The 14,914-nt window shown below is 58.1% G+C and carries 15 protein-coding genes; 5 read left to right on the forward strand and 10 right to left on the reverse strand.

Features of this window, described 5'->3' with window-relative positions; genetic code table 11:
• Window positions 1-148: 148 nt before the first annotated feature.
• Complete coding sequence (locus D3791_RS01400) at window positions 149-1,006, reverse strand: phosphotransferase (RefSeq protein ID WP_172511094.1); 858 nt, start codon at window positions 1,004-1,006, stop codon at window positions 149-151.
• A complete protein-coding gene (locus D3791_RS01405) occupies window positions 993-1,571 on the reverse strand; it encodes a GNAT family N-acetyltransferase (RefSeq protein WP_172511095.1) in 579 nt (192 codons plus the stop codon). Before D3791_RS01405 ends, D3791_RS01400 begins: the two co-directional genes overlap by 14 nt.
• Window positions 1,572-1,612: 41 nt before the next feature.
• On the opposite strand from D3791_RS01405, the gene D3791_RS01410 reads away from it, so the two are divergent.
• Window positions 1,613-2,260: a class I SAM-dependent methyltransferase gene (locus D3791_RS01410; protein ID WP_172511096.1), complete on the forward strand. Its 648-nt coding sequence runs from the start codon at window positions 1,613-1,615 to the stop codon at window positions 2,258-2,260.
• 115 nt (window positions 2,261-2,375) lie between these two features.
• Here the strand turns inward: D3791_RS01410 and acnA are convergent, their stop codons facing one another.
• From acnA to D3791_RS01425, 3 genes are all read right to left on the reverse strand, one after another.
• Window positions 2,376-5,084, reverse strand: a complete 2,709-nt coding sequence (acnA, locus tag D3791_RS01415; protein ID WP_061955427.1) for an aconitate hydratase AcnA — start codon at window positions 5,082-5,084, stop codon at window positions 2,376-2,378.
• A gap of 191 nt (window positions 5,085-5,275) precedes the next feature.
• Window positions 5,276-6,598: a class I SAM-dependent RNA methyltransferase gene (locus D3791_RS01420; protein ID WP_172511098.1), complete on the reverse strand. Its 1,323-nt coding sequence runs from the start codon at window positions 6,596-6,598 to the stop codon at window positions 5,276-5,278.
• Between the two features lie 26 nt (window positions 6,599-6,624).
• Window positions 6,625-8,619 carry an APC family permease gene (locus D3791_RS01425; RefSeq protein ID WP_082689477.1) on the reverse strand — a complete coding sequence of 665 codons (1,995 nt, stop codon included), beginning with the start codon at window positions 8,617-8,619 and terminating at the stop codon, window positions 6,625-6,627.
• A gap of 146 nt (window positions 8,620-8,765) precedes the next feature.
• Between D3791_RS01425 and D3791_RS01430 the strand changes: the two genes are divergently transcribed.
• Both D3791_RS01430 and D3791_RS01435 read left to right on the forward strand, forming a co-directional pair.
• Complete coding sequence (locus tag D3791_RS01430; protein ID WP_172511099.1) at window positions 8,766-9,443, forward strand: potassium channel family protein; 678 nt, start codon at window positions 8,766-8,768, stop codon at window positions 9,441-9,443.
• A 13-nt stretch (window positions 9,444-9,456) separates the two neighbouring features.
• Complete coding sequence (locus D3791_RS01435) at window positions 9,457-10,122, forward strand: potassium channel family protein (RefSeq protein WP_172511100.1); 666 nt, start codon at window positions 9,457-9,459, stop codon at window positions 10,120-10,122.
• Here D3791_RS01435 and D3791_RS01440 read toward each other — a convergent pair whose 3' ends face one another.
• From D3791_RS01440 to dut, 4 genes are read right to left on the reverse strand one after another with little or no spacing between them, the layout of a single operon-like run.
• Window positions 10,123-10,866: a DUF3159 domain-containing protein gene (locus D3791_RS01440; protein WP_246242259.1), complete on the reverse strand. Its 744-nt coding sequence runs from the start codon at window positions 10,864-10,866 to the stop codon at window positions 10,123-10,125.
• A gap of 50 nt (window positions 10,867-10,916) precedes the next feature.
• On the reverse strand, window positions 10,917-11,291 hold the full coding sequence (locus D3791_RS01445) for a hypothetical protein (protein WP_172511101.1): 375 nt from the start codon (window positions 11,289-11,291) through the stop codon (window positions 10,917-10,919).
• Between the two features lie 2 nt (window positions 11,292-11,293).
• Window positions 11,294-11,983: a DUF3710 domain-containing protein gene (locus D3791_RS01450; protein ID WP_172511102.1), complete on the reverse strand. Its 690-nt coding sequence runs from the start codon at window positions 11,981-11,983 to the stop codon at window positions 11,294-11,296.
• Window positions 11,984-12,019: 36 nt separating this feature from the next.
• Window positions 12,020-12,478, reverse strand: coding sequence for a dUTP diphosphatase (dut, locus tag D3791_RS01455; RefSeq protein ID WP_172511103.1), 459 nt, complete (start codon window positions 12,476-12,478; stop codon window positions 12,020-12,022).
• Between the two features lie 140 nt (window positions 12,479-12,618).
• Between dut and D3791_RS01460 the strand changes: the two genes are divergently transcribed.
• Window positions 12,619-13,152, forward strand: a complete 534-nt coding sequence (locus tag D3791_RS01460; protein WP_172511104.1) for a DUF3093 domain-containing protein — start codon at window positions 12,619-12,621, stop codon at window positions 13,150-13,152.
• 80 nt (window positions 13,153-13,232) lie between these two features.
• On the opposite strand, the gene D3791_RS01465 is transcribed toward D3791_RS01460, so the two are convergent.
• The gene (locus tag D3791_RS01465) at window positions 13,233-13,532 is read right to left on the reverse strand and encodes a DUF4193 family protein (RefSeq protein WP_172511105.1); all 300 of its coding nucleotides are present in this window, start codon (window positions 13,530-13,532) and stop codon (window positions 13,233-13,235) included.
• A gap of 259 nt (window positions 13,533-13,791) precedes the next feature.
• Here D3791_RS01465 and sepH point away from each other — a divergent pair, with 259 nt between their 5' ends.
• Complete coding sequence (gene sepH, locus D3791_RS01470) at window positions 13,792-14,856, forward strand: septation protein SepH (RefSeq protein WP_061955415.1); 1,065 nt, start codon at window positions 13,792-13,794, stop codon at window positions 14,854-14,856.
• Window positions 14,857-14,914 lie beyond the last annotated feature (58 nt).

A 14,914-nucleotide genomic window follows, 5' to 3' on the forward strand; every position in this document is an offset into this window, starting at 1 on the left:
AATTCGCCCGTGGTGGCCGTGAGCCCATGCGAAATACTTAGTCTACCGCGTTGGAAGCTTCTCCTATTATCCGCCACTGCCGGAGATAGCGCGAATTTCTGGGCAATGACCTTGAATACCTTCCACCTCGTTGATGAACAGTGCGTATTTATTCGAACCTCGCCAGCGCCTCGTGAATCATCTGGTGCCCTTGCGCCTCAAACTCATCGTCGCCCACTTCGTATGCCCAGATCGCTGTGCCGACCGCTTCCCGCAATAACATGATCGACCATGCCGGTTCCTGCCGAGGATCTTCGCCGTAGCCTTCCAGGAATGCTGATTCCAGCGCTGGGAGTTCTTTGAACTGTTGGCTGGCCAGTCGTGCGAAGTCGCTGGCTGGCGGACGGAAATCGAACCTTCCAAAATCGATAACGCGCAGGCGCCCTTCTTCGACTAGCCAGTTTCGTGGTTGCCAATCCCCGTGGGTTGGCACAAGGACAACGCCTTTCGGAAGGTAAGCACCTAATATGCGTTCCATCTGCTGGCAATGATTCCGGCTAATTCGATGTTGCAACGACAATAGGTGACGGAATTTTTCGGTCAAGCGCGACTCGTAGTGATGGTCGAAGTGCTGAGTTTGTTGATGGAAGACCTTCAGCGCGGCCCCTGCTTGATGGTAGATGTCGGGACTATATTCATGGCATGTACCCACGCATAGTGTGCCCGGTAAATACTCCAGCACCATCAAACGCAGTTTTTCGTCGTGGAACAACATTCCCGCAGCGAGGCCAAGAGATTTCAACGTACCGGTGTATCGTCGGTGTGCCTGAAGCTCACGAGAAATATGATGGTTTCCTGCTCCCCCGGTTTTGAGGATGATATCGCGCTGATCCGACCGCAGACGAAGAACTATTGTGTCGGTGAGATTCCACGAAAGGTCACGAATAACCTCAACATTTCCCAACCAGACACGAACCTGTGCTGCTTGTTTAGTGGTTAGATACTTTGCAAGATCATCGACCATCATCACGGACCCTTTGCCCATCATCATTGGCCGATGGCACTAGAAAGACCACGTGTTCAGGGCTGACGTAGCCGGTGGTCGAGCCGATTCGCTGCAGTCCCAATCGTTCGCACAGCTGTAGCGACGGGGTATTGCGCGGGTCGACAATGGCGAGAATTTCTGTAGTCACGTTCCGTTGATTGGCATAGTCAATCACGGCGCGGGCGGCTTCCGTGGCGTAGCCTTGTCCCTTGGCATCAGGGTGCAAATGCCAGCCAATTTCCCGGGGCTGATCCGCCAGGCCCATGCCGATCAACCGCTGCATTTGTTCGCTCATCGGCTTGCATAGCAGGTTACCGACGAGCTCACCGCCGTTGCGCAGGGTTATGGCCCAAATACCTTGCCCATCTTCACGAACAGCGCGACGTCGAACAATAGAGGCTGCTGCTTGTTCAAAGGTCGTCATGGGCATTGGATCCGGTCCCAAATATTGCACGGTTTCGCTGCGCGATTCCAGGTCAAGCAAGAACACGGCATCTTCTGGTTCCCAAGCGCGCAAGATCAATCGCTGAGTGTGAAGTTCTTTCACAGATGATCCTTTCTCGCCAAGATATGGCCCAAAGTTCAGCCGTGGACTGTGTATCGGACGGCTACGCTAAATACATGGAACCGAGAGAACCAGCAGATTCCACAGCCAGGCGTTATTCCTCTCTAGCCGAAGCATATATCGAGCTTTTCGGACGCGTCGAGCAAGCTGAGGCAGAAGATCTGGAACTGATCACCCAGTGGTCCCAGGAACAAAGAGGACCGGTTCTGGATGCAGGGTGCGGCCCCGGACACTGGACCCACGTGATTTCCGGGCCTGGTCGTCCTGCCACCGGCGTGGACATGGTGCCCCAATTCCTGGAACACGCCAAGTCCAGCTACCCAGATTGCACTTTCCTGCAGGCAGACATAACCTCCTTGCCCTTCCCGGATGATAGTTTTTCCGGGGTCTTGGCGTGGTATTCGATCATCCACACGCCGCCAGAAGACCTGCCGTCAATTCTGAATTCGCTGACGAGGGTCCTGAAACCAGGCGGAGACTTATTGGTGGGCTTTTTCGCAGCCGAGAAGATCCAGCCCTTCGACCACAAGGTGGCTCCAGCGTGGTACTGGCCTGTCGCTGAATTGTCTGAGCTTATGGCCAATGCCGGTTTCACCATCATTGATCACGCAACACGGGATCGCGCTGGAGCCCGTCGCCACGGGCAGATCATAGCCCGGCTCGAATGCTGAGGTTGTTGAGGGATTAAACAGAGTTGAGGCCCAAGGCTAATGCCTTGGGCCTCAAATCTTGGGTGTTGCGTAACTACTTGAGAGTCACTCCGACAGGTGCCGGGGTGGTTTTCTACTAGTTAGCAGCAGCGATCTGGCGCAGTACGTACTGCAGGATGCCACCGTTACGGTAGTAGTCAGCTTCACCTGGGGTGTCGATGCGCAGAACTGCATCGAACTCGGTGACCTTGCCGTCTTCAGCGGTTGCGGTAACCTTCAGGGTCTTCGGGGTGGTGCCGTTGTTCAGCTCGGTCACGCCGGCGACTGCGAAGGTCTCGGTACCGGTCAGACCCAGCGAATCAGCGGACTCGCCCTCTGGGAACTGCAGTGGAAGAACGCCCATGCCGATCAGGTTCGAGCGGTGGATACGCTCGAAGGACTCGGTGATGACAGCCTTGACGCCCAGCAGTGCGGTGCCCTTAGCAGCCCAGTCACGCGAGGAGCCCGAACCGTATTCCTTACCACCAAGAACGACCAGCGGGGTGCCGGCAGCCTTATAGTTCTCTGCAGCATCGTAAACGTATGCCTGCGGAGCACCTTCCTGGGTGAAGTCGCGGGTGAAGCCACCCTCAACGCCGTCCAGGAGCTGGTTCTTGATGCGGATGTTAGCGAAGGTACCGCGGATCATGACTTCGTGGTTACCACGGCGCGAGCCGTAGGAGTTGAAGTCCTTGCGATCCACGCCATTCTCGATCAGGTAGCGGCCGGCCGGGGTTTCCGACTTGAACGAACCTGCAGGCGAGATGTGGTCGGTGGTGACCGAGTCGCCGAGCTTGAGCAGAACGCGAGCGCCGTTGATGTCCTCAACAGGCTGTGGCTCTGCGGTCATGCCCTCGAAGTAAGGAGCCTTGCGTGCGTAGGTCGAGTTCTCGTCCCAAGCGAAGGTCGAACCCTCAGGGGTGTCCAGTGCCTTCCAGCGCTCGTCGCCGTCGAAGACGCCTTCGTAGCCCTTGGCGAACATGGCCTTGTCAATCGACGAGTCCATGATCTGCTGAACCTCAACTGGCGATGGCCAGATGTCCTTCAGGAAGACATCGTTGCCCTCGGAGTCCTGGCCCAGTGCGTCGGTCTCGAAGTCGAAGTCCATGGTGCCAGCCAATGCGTAAGCGATAACCAGTGGCGGGGAAGCCAGGTAGTTCATCTTGACGTCTGGGTTGATACGGCCTTCGAAGTTACGGTTACCGGTCAGCACTGCGGTAGCTGCGAGGTCGTTGGCGTTGATAGCCTCGGAGATCTCAGCATCCAGTGGACCGGAGTTACCGATGCAAGTTGCGCAACCGTAGCCGACAACGAAGAAGCCGAGCTTCTCCAGGTATGGCATCAGGCCGGACTTCTCGTAGTACTCGGTAACGACCTTCGAGCCTGGTGCGACCGAAGTCTTAACCCATGGCTTGGAGGAAAGGCCCTTTTCGGCAGCGTTGCGAGCCAGAACGGCTGCGGCCAGCATGACCGAAGGGTTGGAGGTGTTGGTGCACGAGGTGATCGAGGCGATCGAAACCAGGCCGTGGTCCAAGGTGAACTTGGTGCCATCTTCCTTGGTGACCTCGACAGCGGTCGATGGACGGCCGATGCCCTGGGTGTCCTCTGCGTCCGACACGTAGTTGTGCAGGTCCTTGCGGAACTGTTCCTTCGAGGACGAGAGCTCGATGCGGTCCTGTGGACGCTTCGGGCCAGCGATCGATGGAACAACGGTGGACAGATCCAGTTCGATGAATTCCGAGAAGCGGATTTCGCGGCTTGGATCGTGCCACATGCCCTGTTCCTTGGCGTAAGCCTCGACCAGTGCCACGTTCTCGTCGCTGCGTCCGGTCAGGCGCAGGTAATCGAGGGTGACATCGTCGATTGGGAACATTGCGGCGGTGGAGCCGAATTCTGGGGACATGTTGCCGATGGTGGCGCGGTTTGCCAGCGGCACCTGGGCGACACCTTCGCCGTAGAACTCAACGAACTTGCCGACTACACCGTGCTTGCGCAGCATTTCGGTGATGGTCAGAACCACGTCGGTTGCGGTGGCGCCAGCTGGGATCGAGCCAGCAAGCTTGAAGCCGACAACGCGTGGGATCAGCATGGAGACAGGCTGGCCGAGCATCGCTGCTTCGGCTTCGATGCCGCCAACGCCCCAGCCCAGCACGCCCAGGCCGTTGACCATGGTGGTGTGGGAGTCGGTGCCTACGCAGCTATCTGGGTAAGCGCGCAGTACGCCGTTGACCTCGCGGGTCATGATGGTGCGAGCCAGGAACTCGATGTTGACCTGGTGCACGATGCCGGTTCCCGGTGGGACGACCTTGAAGTCGTCAAACGCGGTCTGGCCCCAGCGCAGGAACTGGTAACGCTCGCCATTGCGCTGGTATTCGATTTCCATGTTGCGCTCGACTGCGCCCTTGAAACCGAAGGTATCGATCTGCACGGAGTGGTCGATGACCATTTCGGCAGGTGCCAGTGGGTTCACACGGGTTGGGTCGCCGCCGAGGTCCTTGACTGCCTCGCGCATGGTTGCCAAGTCAACAACACATGGAACACCGGTGAAGTCCTGCATGAGGACTCGACCTGGGGTGAACTGGATTTCGGTGTTCGGCTGAGCCGAAGCATCCCACTGACCCAGTGCGTTGATGTGTGATTTGGTTACGTTCGCGCCATCTTCGGTACGAAGCAGGTTCTCAAGCAGAACCTTAAGGCTGTAGGGAAGGCTTTCCGAGCCTTCGACCGTATTCAGTCGGTAAATTTCGTATTCGGTTCCATTGACGTCAAGTACGCCCTTGGCACCGAAGCTGTCCACATTGCTCACGTGGGACTCCTCTCGCCAGACACTCATTCTGTTGCACACGCACACTGTAATTCCAGTTAGGAGTTCCTAACTGAGATAGTCAGGTTCCTAGCGCGGCAGAGCTAAAAACAGTCTATCGCCAACTGCGAGAAAAAGACTCCTCGGAATAAACTTTCATCGAAATTCGTGTCCGAACGGACGTTTTCGCCCGGTTAACGGCGCACGAAGAGCCCGATCGACTCCATATGGTGGGTGTGCGGGTATAAATCGTGAATCTCTACGTGCTCTAATTCGTAGCCGCGTGCAGTCAATCGAGCGATATCGCGGGCGAAAGATGCCGGGTCGCAGGAGACGTAACAAATGCGCGAAACCCCGCTTGAACCTAGTTCAGCGGCGACTTGCTTGTCGATGCCAGCCCTAGGCGGATCCAGCACCACCGCATCCAAGTTGGCATCGCGAGCTACCTGGCGCAAGACGCGTTCAACGCGTCCGCGAATCACCGTCGCCTGTCCGAAGGCCTTCAAATTCTTCTTCGCATCAGCGTGGGTTCCCGGGGCGCCCTCAATGGAGAAAATCCGTCCTTGCTGCCCAACGGCTTTGGCCAGCGGCAATGAGAACAGCCCTGCTCCGGCGTACAAGTCGGCGATTTGCTCACCACGTGCCGGCTCAAGCAGTTCGACAACTCGTTCGCTGAGCAGGTTCGCCGCGGCGCGGTGCACCTGCCAGAACCCTTCACCGGTGATCCGGTACTTCTCCCCCATGACCTTTTCGCTCAGCCAAGAATTGCCGGCCACGACCTGCAATGAGCCCTTGCCATCCGCTGCAGAACCGCCCTGCTGGCTAAATGATGCAACATTCACGCCTTCGGGGAACTGCTTGGCCACTTTAGCGGCAGCACCTGGCTTGGTCTCGGAGAGCAAAACCAAAATGGTTCGATCATCCGCGCTGGACACCGCAACTTCTACGCGGTCGATGCCGGAATAGTCCACCGCATAGATGCCGCTGCTTTCAATGGCAGGGTGGGCCAACGGCATCGAATCGATGCTCGTCAGCTCGTTGCTGCGGAATCCGCTCATGGCCAGGCGTCCTGCGCCGTCCACCGAATAGGACATACGGGTACGCCAGCCAAGGCCGTCCGTCGATCCGGGAGCCGCCTGCACTGATGGGAAGTTGTAGTCCTCGGCCTTCAAACCGCCTAGCCGGGTGAACTGCTCGGCAGCGACCTGGGCTTTCAATTCACGCTGATAGTCGAGGGAAATATGGCCGAACTCCGCTCCGCCTACAGGATCCTGGTGCTTGAGCGCATCGGCGGCATCCCAGAAGTGCGGTACACGATGCTCGCTGGCTTCATGGACCTCCACGACATCGGCGCGCCAGAATTTGGCATCAGGCGCCGAATCGGTGAGCCGGACGGATACGAGTTCGCCGGGAATGCCGTGACGCACAAAAATCACCCGTCCTTCGTGGCGGGCAACAGTATGCCCACCGTGGGCAATATTGCCCAAACGAACTTGGAGCACAGGTGATTCAGTCATGTTTTCGTCTTTCATCAAAAGTATTTTTAGCGGTGTGCCGAGTATTCTTCGGTGGCGCCGCCGCCGACAGTGCGCGATGCGCTCTGCAGTCGCCATGGCACCGAAGCGATCAACACGCCTGGTTCGTAATGCAATCGGTTCTTGACGCGAAGCGCGGTCTGGTTGTGCACCAGTTGCTCCCACCAGCGTCCCACCACGTATTCGGGGATGTACACCACGATCAATTCGCGGGGAGACTCGCGTTTGATGGACCGGATATGTTCGATCAACGCACCGGGAATATCGCGGTACGGCGAGGCCAAGGCGGTAATCGGCACTGGAATCCCCATGCGATCCCAGTCTTCAAGAGTCTTCTCGGTTTTTGCGCGCTCGACATCCACGATGATTGCTTCAAGCTTGGAAGGCCTCGAAGCGCGGGCAAAGGCCAAGGCGCGCAGCACCGGCTTGCGCACCGTGGAGACGAGAACCAAGGCATGCACACGGGAGGGCAGTGCGGTGACCGCGTAGTCTTCATCGACGGCCAGCTCTGCATCCACCTTTTGATAATGGCGCTGCAAAGAATCCATGATCAGCATCAGCACGACAATGCCCAGCAGTGCCAGCCACGCGCCATGCACGAACCTTGTCGCCAGAACGACCACCAGCACCAGTGCCGAGAGGACCAGGCCCACGAGGTTTAACATGCGCTTGCGCTGCTTTGCAGCCCTGATCTTTCGGTCCGCGATCGGCACCAGCACACGTTTCCAATGCTTGAGCATGCCCAGCTGGCTAAGCGTAAAGGAAACGAAAACACCGACAACGTACAGCTGGACAAGTAATGTGACGTCGCCTTGGAACAGCAGGACCAAGACAATGGCCGCCACGCCCAAGGACAAGATGCCGTTGGAGAAGCCCAGGCGATCGCCACGGGTTCGCAGCTGGCGCGGCAGGAAGCCATCGGTGGCCAGGTGGCTGGCGAGCAGCGGGAAGGAATTAAAGGCCTGGTTGCCGGCCAGCAGCAACACCGCGATAGTCAGCACTGAGACCAAGATCAGACCCAGGGTGTAGTCGCCGAAAACAGCCTGCGCCAGTTGCCCCAGAACCGGAACCTGGACAAAGTCATCGGGGATCGGGTTGCCGTGCAGCAAGAATGATTTCTGCGGATCGGCGACCACCTTGATGCCAGTGGCGCGGGCCAGCATCATCGTGCCGAGGGTCAGCACACCGGACAACAGACCCAGAACCAAGAGGATCCGACCGGCGTTCTTGGCCCGTGGCTTGGCCAGCGTCTGGACATTGGAAATGGGCACCTCAATACCAGTCAACGCCGCCGAGCCGGTGCTGAACGCGCGAAGGATCAATAGCGCACCCACGACTCCTTGCAAACCGGTCGAGAATTCCGCCTCCGGGACAATCGTGAATTCAGCGCTTGGCGCCAGTCCGAGGTTGCCGGTCAGCGCCAGCACCCCGCCAATGGCAATCAGCAGCAGCATTCCGGCAACGAACAGATACACCGGAATGGCCAGCGTCCAGCGCCCCTGCCAGGTTCCACGGAGGTTTCCCACCACCAAAAGGGCCACCAGGATCGCGGCAACCCAGGCTTTGTGCTCGCCTAGGAAGGGGAAAATAGCGCTCAAATATGCGGCGGCCGAGGAGCTGGAGACCGCAACGGTCAATACGAAGTCGACCAACAAGGCGGCTGCAACAGCAGTACCCGGGCGTGCCCCGAGATTCTTTTTGACGATCTCATAGTCGCCGCCACCCGAGGGATACTCCACCACCGACTGGCGGTAGGACAGCACGAGCACTACGAGGACTACCAGCACCGCCACACCCACCGCTGGGGAGAGCATCGTGGCTGCGATGCCAGCCATGGCAAGGGTCAGCAGAATTTCGTCTGGCGCGTATGCCAAGGACGACAAGGCGCTGGAGGAGAAAATCGGCAACGCAACGTTCGGCGGCAGCGGCTTCTTTTTCAGCTGTTCAGTGCTGAAAGGCCGCCCCACCAAAATCCTCTTGAGACCATCAAATAATGCAGGCACGACATAACGTTATCGCAGGTATGCAAGGCACACGGGTGGTTCATCGCCAATGAAGTAGGACCGAACAGCGCTATTGTTGCATTCGGAGCACCGTTTGGCGGTGCTTTCGACCAATCATCACGAGCAGCGATTCCAAGGAGATTTCGGTGGCACATTTTGTGATCATGGGTTGCGGGCGCGTCGGCGTTTCGCTCGCCCATACACTGGATTCAGCGGGGCATTCGGTGGCAATCATCGATCAAGACGCTCATGCGTTCCGCCGTCTAAGCAAAGACTTCGGGGGCCTCACCGTCACCGGTCGCGGATTCGACCGCGACACCTTGGAAGCAGCAAGAATTGATGGCGCCTACGCTTTCGCCGCTGTTTCCAGCGGTGATAATTCCAACATTCTGGCTACCCGCGTAGCGCGCGAAACCTACAACGTCCCCCATGTCGTGGCCCGTATCTACGATCCAGGGCGAGCCGAGATCTACCAGCGCCTGGGCATCCCGACTGTGGCCGCGGTGCGCTGGAGCACCGATCAGGTCCTGCGCCGCATCTTGCCGGATTATTCGATGCGCGGTGATTTCCGGGAGCCATCAGGCCGACTGGTGCTGACCGAAGTTGCCTTGAATCGCGGCTGGTACGGACGCTTGGTCAAGGACCTTGAAGCCGCTGCCGGCGTGCGGGTTGCCTACCTGACGCGCTTCGGAGAAGGCACCATTCCGCAGAACCGAACCCGCTTGCAGGGCGGCGACCTGGTCCATGTCATGATGCGCATTGACCAGCTCAAGGACGTTGAAAAGGTTCTTGCCAGCCCTCCTGCTCCCCTGCCGAACGACTAACTGAAAGGCCACCATGAAAGTCATGATTGCCGGAGCCGGTTCAGTCGGTTCCTCCATCGCCCGCGAACTCGTGATCAACGACCACGAGGTCCTGCTGATCGATATCCAGCCGGAAATGGCTGAACGTGAAGATCTTGAAGGCGTTAGATGGCTGATCGGCGATGCGTGCGAGCTCGCTGTTCTGCAGCAAGCGCGCCTTGAAGACTACGATGTCGTGGTTTCTGCCAGCGGCGATGACAAGGTGAACCTCGTGGTCTCGCTCTTGGCCAAGAGCGAGTTCGGCATACGCCGCACCGTAGGCCGGGTGAACAATCCGAAGAACGAGTGGATGTTCGATGATGCTTGGGGCGTCGACGTGGCCGTTAGCACCCCGCGCCTGATGACCGCGCTGGTCGAGGAAGCGGTGGAAGTCGGCGACCTGGTGCGGCTGCTGACGTTGAAAACCGGCGAGGTGTACATGGTTGAATTCACCGTTCCCCATGACTCAGCACTGATCGGACGCACCATCGGGCGCATTCCATGGCCTGAGGACACCACCTTGATGGCCGTGGTTCGCGATAAAACGCCATTCCCGCCAAGTGCGGATGATGTAGTTGAGGGTGGCGATGAAATCTTCTTCATCACCACCCCGCAGGCTGAACCTCTATTGCGCCGGACCTTGCGAGACGCGACGCGCTAGCTAGCTCGTCGCTGCACCCGTTGCGTCGCCGGTAGCGGTTTGAGCGGGCTTGGAAATGAGCCAGGCGAACCACAGGCCGGCGGCATACAGCGGCACGCCCATCAGCGCACGGGCAACTCCCAAAGCCACCACATGATCCATGTAATACATGGGCAGCTGCACGGCCAGGCGGAGTGCGAAAACGGCGATGACGATCCACGTCGCGATCTGGTACCGGCGCAGCCGATCTGCCTTGTTGCGCCATTCAACGCCTTCGTTGCGGATGAAACCGAAAAGCAGGCCGATCAGTGGCCAGCGCACGATCACCGAAACCAGCATCGCCAGCAGGTAGGCGCCAGAGGTGTAGAAGCCCGGGATGTAGTAGTCCTTCGCGTTGCCGGTATGACGCGCGGCGAACGCGCAGATCAGGATGCCGATCAGCCCGGTTGCGGACTGGATCAACGTGGAGCGCTTGGCCAAGCGGATGATCATGAAAACTACGCCGAGGCCGATCGAGGCAACCAGCGCCCAAGTGAGGTTGCTACTCAGGGCAAAAACCATGATGAAGACGAATCCGGGCAGCACCGTTTCCAGAATGCCGCGGACTCCTCCTACCGTGGAGAGCAGATCGATTCCGCCGTCTGCATTTTGGGCGATATTCGAGTTCGCGCCAATCATCGAAGCCAAGCTGGGCTTGGTCTCTTTCTCAGGTTGTTGGCCGTCTTCGCGCCCGAGGTCCTCATTGTGCATTGCTTCTACTTCCATATTTCCAACAGCACCATGGGTGCACGGTCACCGCGGATATCACTTGGTCGCTACCCGCGGGGTACCGGAACAATAACGTAGCGCGGATTAAAGATCGTCGGGATCTGCTCCACCGGCGCGACCATGCCTGAATAGGTCACCTTTACGCCGGGCTTGATCCCCGGAACCGACTTTTGCCCCATGAAGATCAAGCGGACATGCGCAGCTGTGCCGCGTCGAGCAGCAGCCCCGCCGAGCTTGTCTACCACCACGGCTTTGAGCAATGGCCGTTCATTCGGCGCGGAGTAGCTCACCGATTGAACATACCCGGTGTGCTTCACCCTGCCTTTGAGCGGCAACTGCTCCAATGAATCCAGGCATTGATAGTTCAATGTCGGGTCCGAAGGCCCGAGGTGCGCTGATACCGGCTTATCCTTCAACGACATCTTTAGCCGATCTGGGTAATCTCTGGTCCGCGCTCCGGACGCTTGATCTCTGGCTGCGCTTCTTCCTGCGCCGGGCGGGTTTGGGCATTTGCCGGAACGTTCAGAGGCAGTAGTTCTGCCGGCGGCAGTGGCTTGTCGCCACGGTTCACGATGACATCGCGCAAGATCGCGTCCACAACACCAGCTGCCTCTTCATCGGCAATGGCCTTACCGCCGATTACCGCGCGGAGGAACCAGCGCGAGCCGTCAACGCCGACAAAGCGCAAAGCTACATGCCCGGCACGGCCGTCTGGCAACTGCTGCGGAACCTTGGCCAGCAGCTCTTCGCCATATTGGCCTTCACGGGTGAAAATCTCGCCGTTTTGCGCGCCGATATCGCTTTTGATCTTGTCCTTTATGCCAGGCCACAGTGATTCGGACTTCGATGAAGAGAAGGCCATGAGCTGGATGCGGGACTCTGCGATCTCGAGCGAGACAGCGATGACGCGCTTATTTGATTCTTCTACGTCCATGCGGACCTTGAGGCCGCTGACTGGCCTGATAAGAATCGATCCGAAGTCAAGGTACTCAGTGGTGTCCTCAACATCCTTGATGTCGAAAGGGCCAATTTTTGGTTCGGCCGGTGCCGCGGCAGCCTCGGATGACTCGACCGGAGCCTCATGCTCTTTTGATTTTTTACGCTTGAAAATCATGGTGTCCTTAGAAAACTTGCTTGTTATCTTCAGTGCTTAGTTAGCGGCAAATCCGCCGGTCGATCCAAAGCCACCGGCGCCACGCGCTGTTTCTTCGAGGGAATCAACTTGGGTGAACGCTGCCTGCTCGACTTTCTGGATCACGAGCTGGGCAATGCGATCTCCGCGGTTGATGGTGAAAGCTTCCCGCTTGTCGGTATTCAGCAGCGTGACCATGATCTCACCGCGGTACCCTGCGTCAACAGTGCCGGGGGCATTAACTACTGTGATGCCGTGTTTGGTTGCCAGTCCGCTCCGCGGGTGAACCAAGCCAACGTAGCCATGAGGTATCGCCAGAGCGATGCCGGTGCGCACCAATGCACGCTCCCCTGGTTCGAGCACCAGACCTTCGCGAGCATGCAGGTCAGCGCCGGCGTCCGAAGGATGCGCATAGCTCGGCACAGGAAGGTCGCTGTCTAGCATCTTGATGGCGATCGAGATTGTTGGCTCACTCATCAGTTTGGTTATCCCCCGGGAGTTTTGTGAAGTGGTCGTTCGGTAGTTTCGCTGGGTTAACTCTATCGCGTGCGGCTAGGAATGACCTGTCTGCTGTGCGCTGTTCTTGGCTCAAAGAATTATTGCCTAGACTTGGAAACATGAGTAACACCAGCCCTGCGGCATCGAGCGTCCTGTACAGCGAAAAACTTTGGCCTTCGGCCAGCACCTGGATTTGGCCGATCATTATCGCGCTGACCGCTGGTATCGCTGTGGCGCCGGTTAATACCGTGCTGGGCTGGGGCGTAGGCATAGCCATGCTCATCGCCTTGGTGGTCATTTTCCTGGTCCGCGTCCCAACGATTGGAGTCACCGAAACCATGGTGACTGTCGGCCGCGCTAGCATCGAACGTCAATTCATTGGCGAAGTCGTCGGTTACCGCGGAGACGAAGCGTTCAAGCAGCGTGGGCAGAAATTGCACGGGCTTGCCTACATGTTGCTGCGCGGATGGCTTGATGGCGTAGTCAAGATGGAAGTCACCGACGAACGCGACACCACCCCGTACTGGCTGACGTCCACCCGCCGGCCAGAGGAACTCGCAGCCGCTTTGGGTGGAGTCATGTACGAGTTCACCGAAGAAGGCAAAGCCGAGGCAGTAGCCGAAGAATCATCAGCACAGGATTCCGAAGACTGATTCCACGGCTTCTCAAGCACTCACAAATTCATATCGGCAATCCCCGATGCTGACTGCGAAACAGTCCAGTCGTCGGGGATTTATCCTTCACACTCGCTGCAGAACTTTTGCCCGTCATCTTCCCGCACCAGTTGCGTGCGGTGGCGGACCATGAAGCATGACGCGCAGGTGAACTCGTCGGCTTGTTCGCTCAGAATCTCGACCCCGGCTTCTTCCTCGGCCGCTTCCCCGCCTGGAAGCACGTACTCTTCGGCCAAGAACGTTTCGGTTTCGTCGATCAGGTTCGCCATTTGCGCGGTCTTGCCCGCCTTGAGCTGAGCGATCTCTTTGGCGCGTTCCTCTTCCGAGATGACGGCTGATGCAGCAGATTCAAATGCCATGATCGTATTTCGCTCTTTCCTGCAGGTATTCTTCCGAGCCGGTAGCTTCACAACGTGAAAATTCATACCGGCATAAAAGTATAACGTTCTTCGAGCCAATCCATTCCTTCACGCCGAGACATCAGCCACCGGCTGAAGGTTCGGGAATTAAGACGTGAAGTTGATGACTAATCTTGCGCCACACCCGGGGCGGTGGTAGGAATTCAGCCTTCAAGGTGGCAGAGTTTTACTCAGGAAATAGAGCGTGTGGAGGGTATTAATGCGTCAGCTGAGACTGGTAGGAATTCATGAAAATGGTTCCAGCCTGCAGGTCAGCAGTGACGACGGGATGAGCTACGAGCTCCCCGTTGACGATGCACTGCGCAGTGCAATGGCAGAAATAGCTCGCTCACGGGCTCCGAGGAACCGTGAAGAGTCCTCCTCGGTCCACTCGCCACGTGAGATTCAGGCACGTGTACGTGCTGGCGCTTCTGCTTATGACCTGTCGCTTGAATGGGACATCCCGGTAGAAGACATCGTGAAATACGAGGGGCCAGTACTTGCAGAACGCGAGCACATGGCTGAGCTTGCGCGCCGCGTGGAAGTATCGGGACCGCAGACCGATGCCGAATACCGCGAGGTCTTCGGCGAAGAGCCAGCCGATCTCGGGTCCATGGTTGTGCACCGCTTTAATCAGCTGCACATCGATAGCGAGACTGCACGGTGGAATTCCTGGAAGGATCCAGAAGGCCAGTGGATCATCACCGTTGAATTCGATTCCCCGTTGCCAACGGAAAATGTCGAATCCCTTGGGGCCGATTCGTCGGAGGCATCGGAGAACATCGCCCGTTGGGCCTTCTCCCCTGCACGCAAGACGCTGAAGAACTTGAACCGCTGGGCGCAGACCCTCAGCGAACAAGTCGCTCCAGAATACTTTCGCCCCATCTCGGCTGTGAACCAGTCGGAGCCGGAGCCGCCAGCTTCCAATTCTCCTGAAGTTGATGAGACTGAAGAACTGGTGACCCTGCTCAATGCTCGTCGCGGCCAGCGTCCGAAGGACCAGGACCCGGAGCGCGAGTCCCGCTTCAACGACATTATCGAGCGTGGCATGAGCAAGTACGATGCCGAGGATGACGACTCCCTGCCCCACCTGCCGCAGGGCATTTCGCCCCGCACTTCGCAGCTGGTTGTTGTCACCGATTCCGATCAGGATGACTCAGACGCCGAGGACAAGCAGGGCGAACAGAACACCGAGGACTCCTCGCCGCGCAAGGCGAAGCGCTCATCGGTCCCAAGCTGGGATGACATCATGTTCGGCAAGCGCAAGAAGGACACTGATTCCTAATCAGTGTGAGTAACGCTTAAATGCGATCGGGCAGCACCTTCAGGTGCTGCCCGATCGC

Source organism: Glutamicibacter mishrai (assembly GCF_012221945.1).
GTDB lineage: Bacteria > Actinomycetota > Actinomycetes > Actinomycetales > Micrococcaceae > Glutamicibacter > Glutamicibacter mishrai.

Excerpts from the sequence above, each read along its gene's own strand:
- D3791_RS01440 (WP_246242259.1), bottom strand. The coding sequence starts at position 10,866 with ATGGAAGTAGAAGCAATGCACAATGAGGACCTCGGGCGCGAAGACGGC.
- D3791_RS01445 (WP_172511101.1), bottom strand. The coding sequence starts at position 11,291 with ATGTCGTTGAAGGATAAGCCGGTATCAGCGCACCTCGGGCCTTCGGAC.
- D3791_RS01435 (WP_172511100.1), top strand. The coding sequence starts at position 9,457 with ATGAAAGTCATGATTGCCGGAGCCGGTTCAGTCGGTTCCTCCATCGCC.
- D3791_RS01465 (WP_172511105.1), bottom strand. The coding sequence starts at position 13,532 with ATGGCATTTGAATCTGCTGCATCAGCCGTCATCTCGGAAGAGGAACGC.
- D3791_RS01450 (WP_172511102.1), bottom strand. The coding sequence starts at position 11,983 with ATGATTTTCAAGCGTAAAAAATCAAAAGAGCATGAGGCTCCGGTCGAG.
- D3791_RS01400 (WP_172511094.1), bottom strand. The coding sequence starts at position 1,006 with ATGATGGTCGATGATCTTGCAAAGTATCTAACCACTAAACAAGCAGCA.
- sepH (WP_061955415.1), top strand. The coding sequence starts at position 13,792 with ATGCGTCAGCTGAGACTGGTAGGAATTCATGAAAATGGTTCCAGCCTG.
- D3791_RS01420 (WP_172511098.1), bottom strand. The coding sequence starts at position 6,598 with ATGACTGAATCACCTGTGCTCCAAGTTCGTTTGGGCAATATTGCCCAC.
- dut (WP_172511103.1), bottom strand. The coding sequence starts at position 12,478 with ATGAGTGAGCCAACAATCTCGATCGCCATCAAGATGCTAGACAGCGAC.
- D3791_RS01460 (WP_172511104.1), top strand. The coding sequence starts at position 12,619 with ATGAGTAACACCAGCCCTGCGGCATCGAGCGTCCTGTACAGCGAAAAA.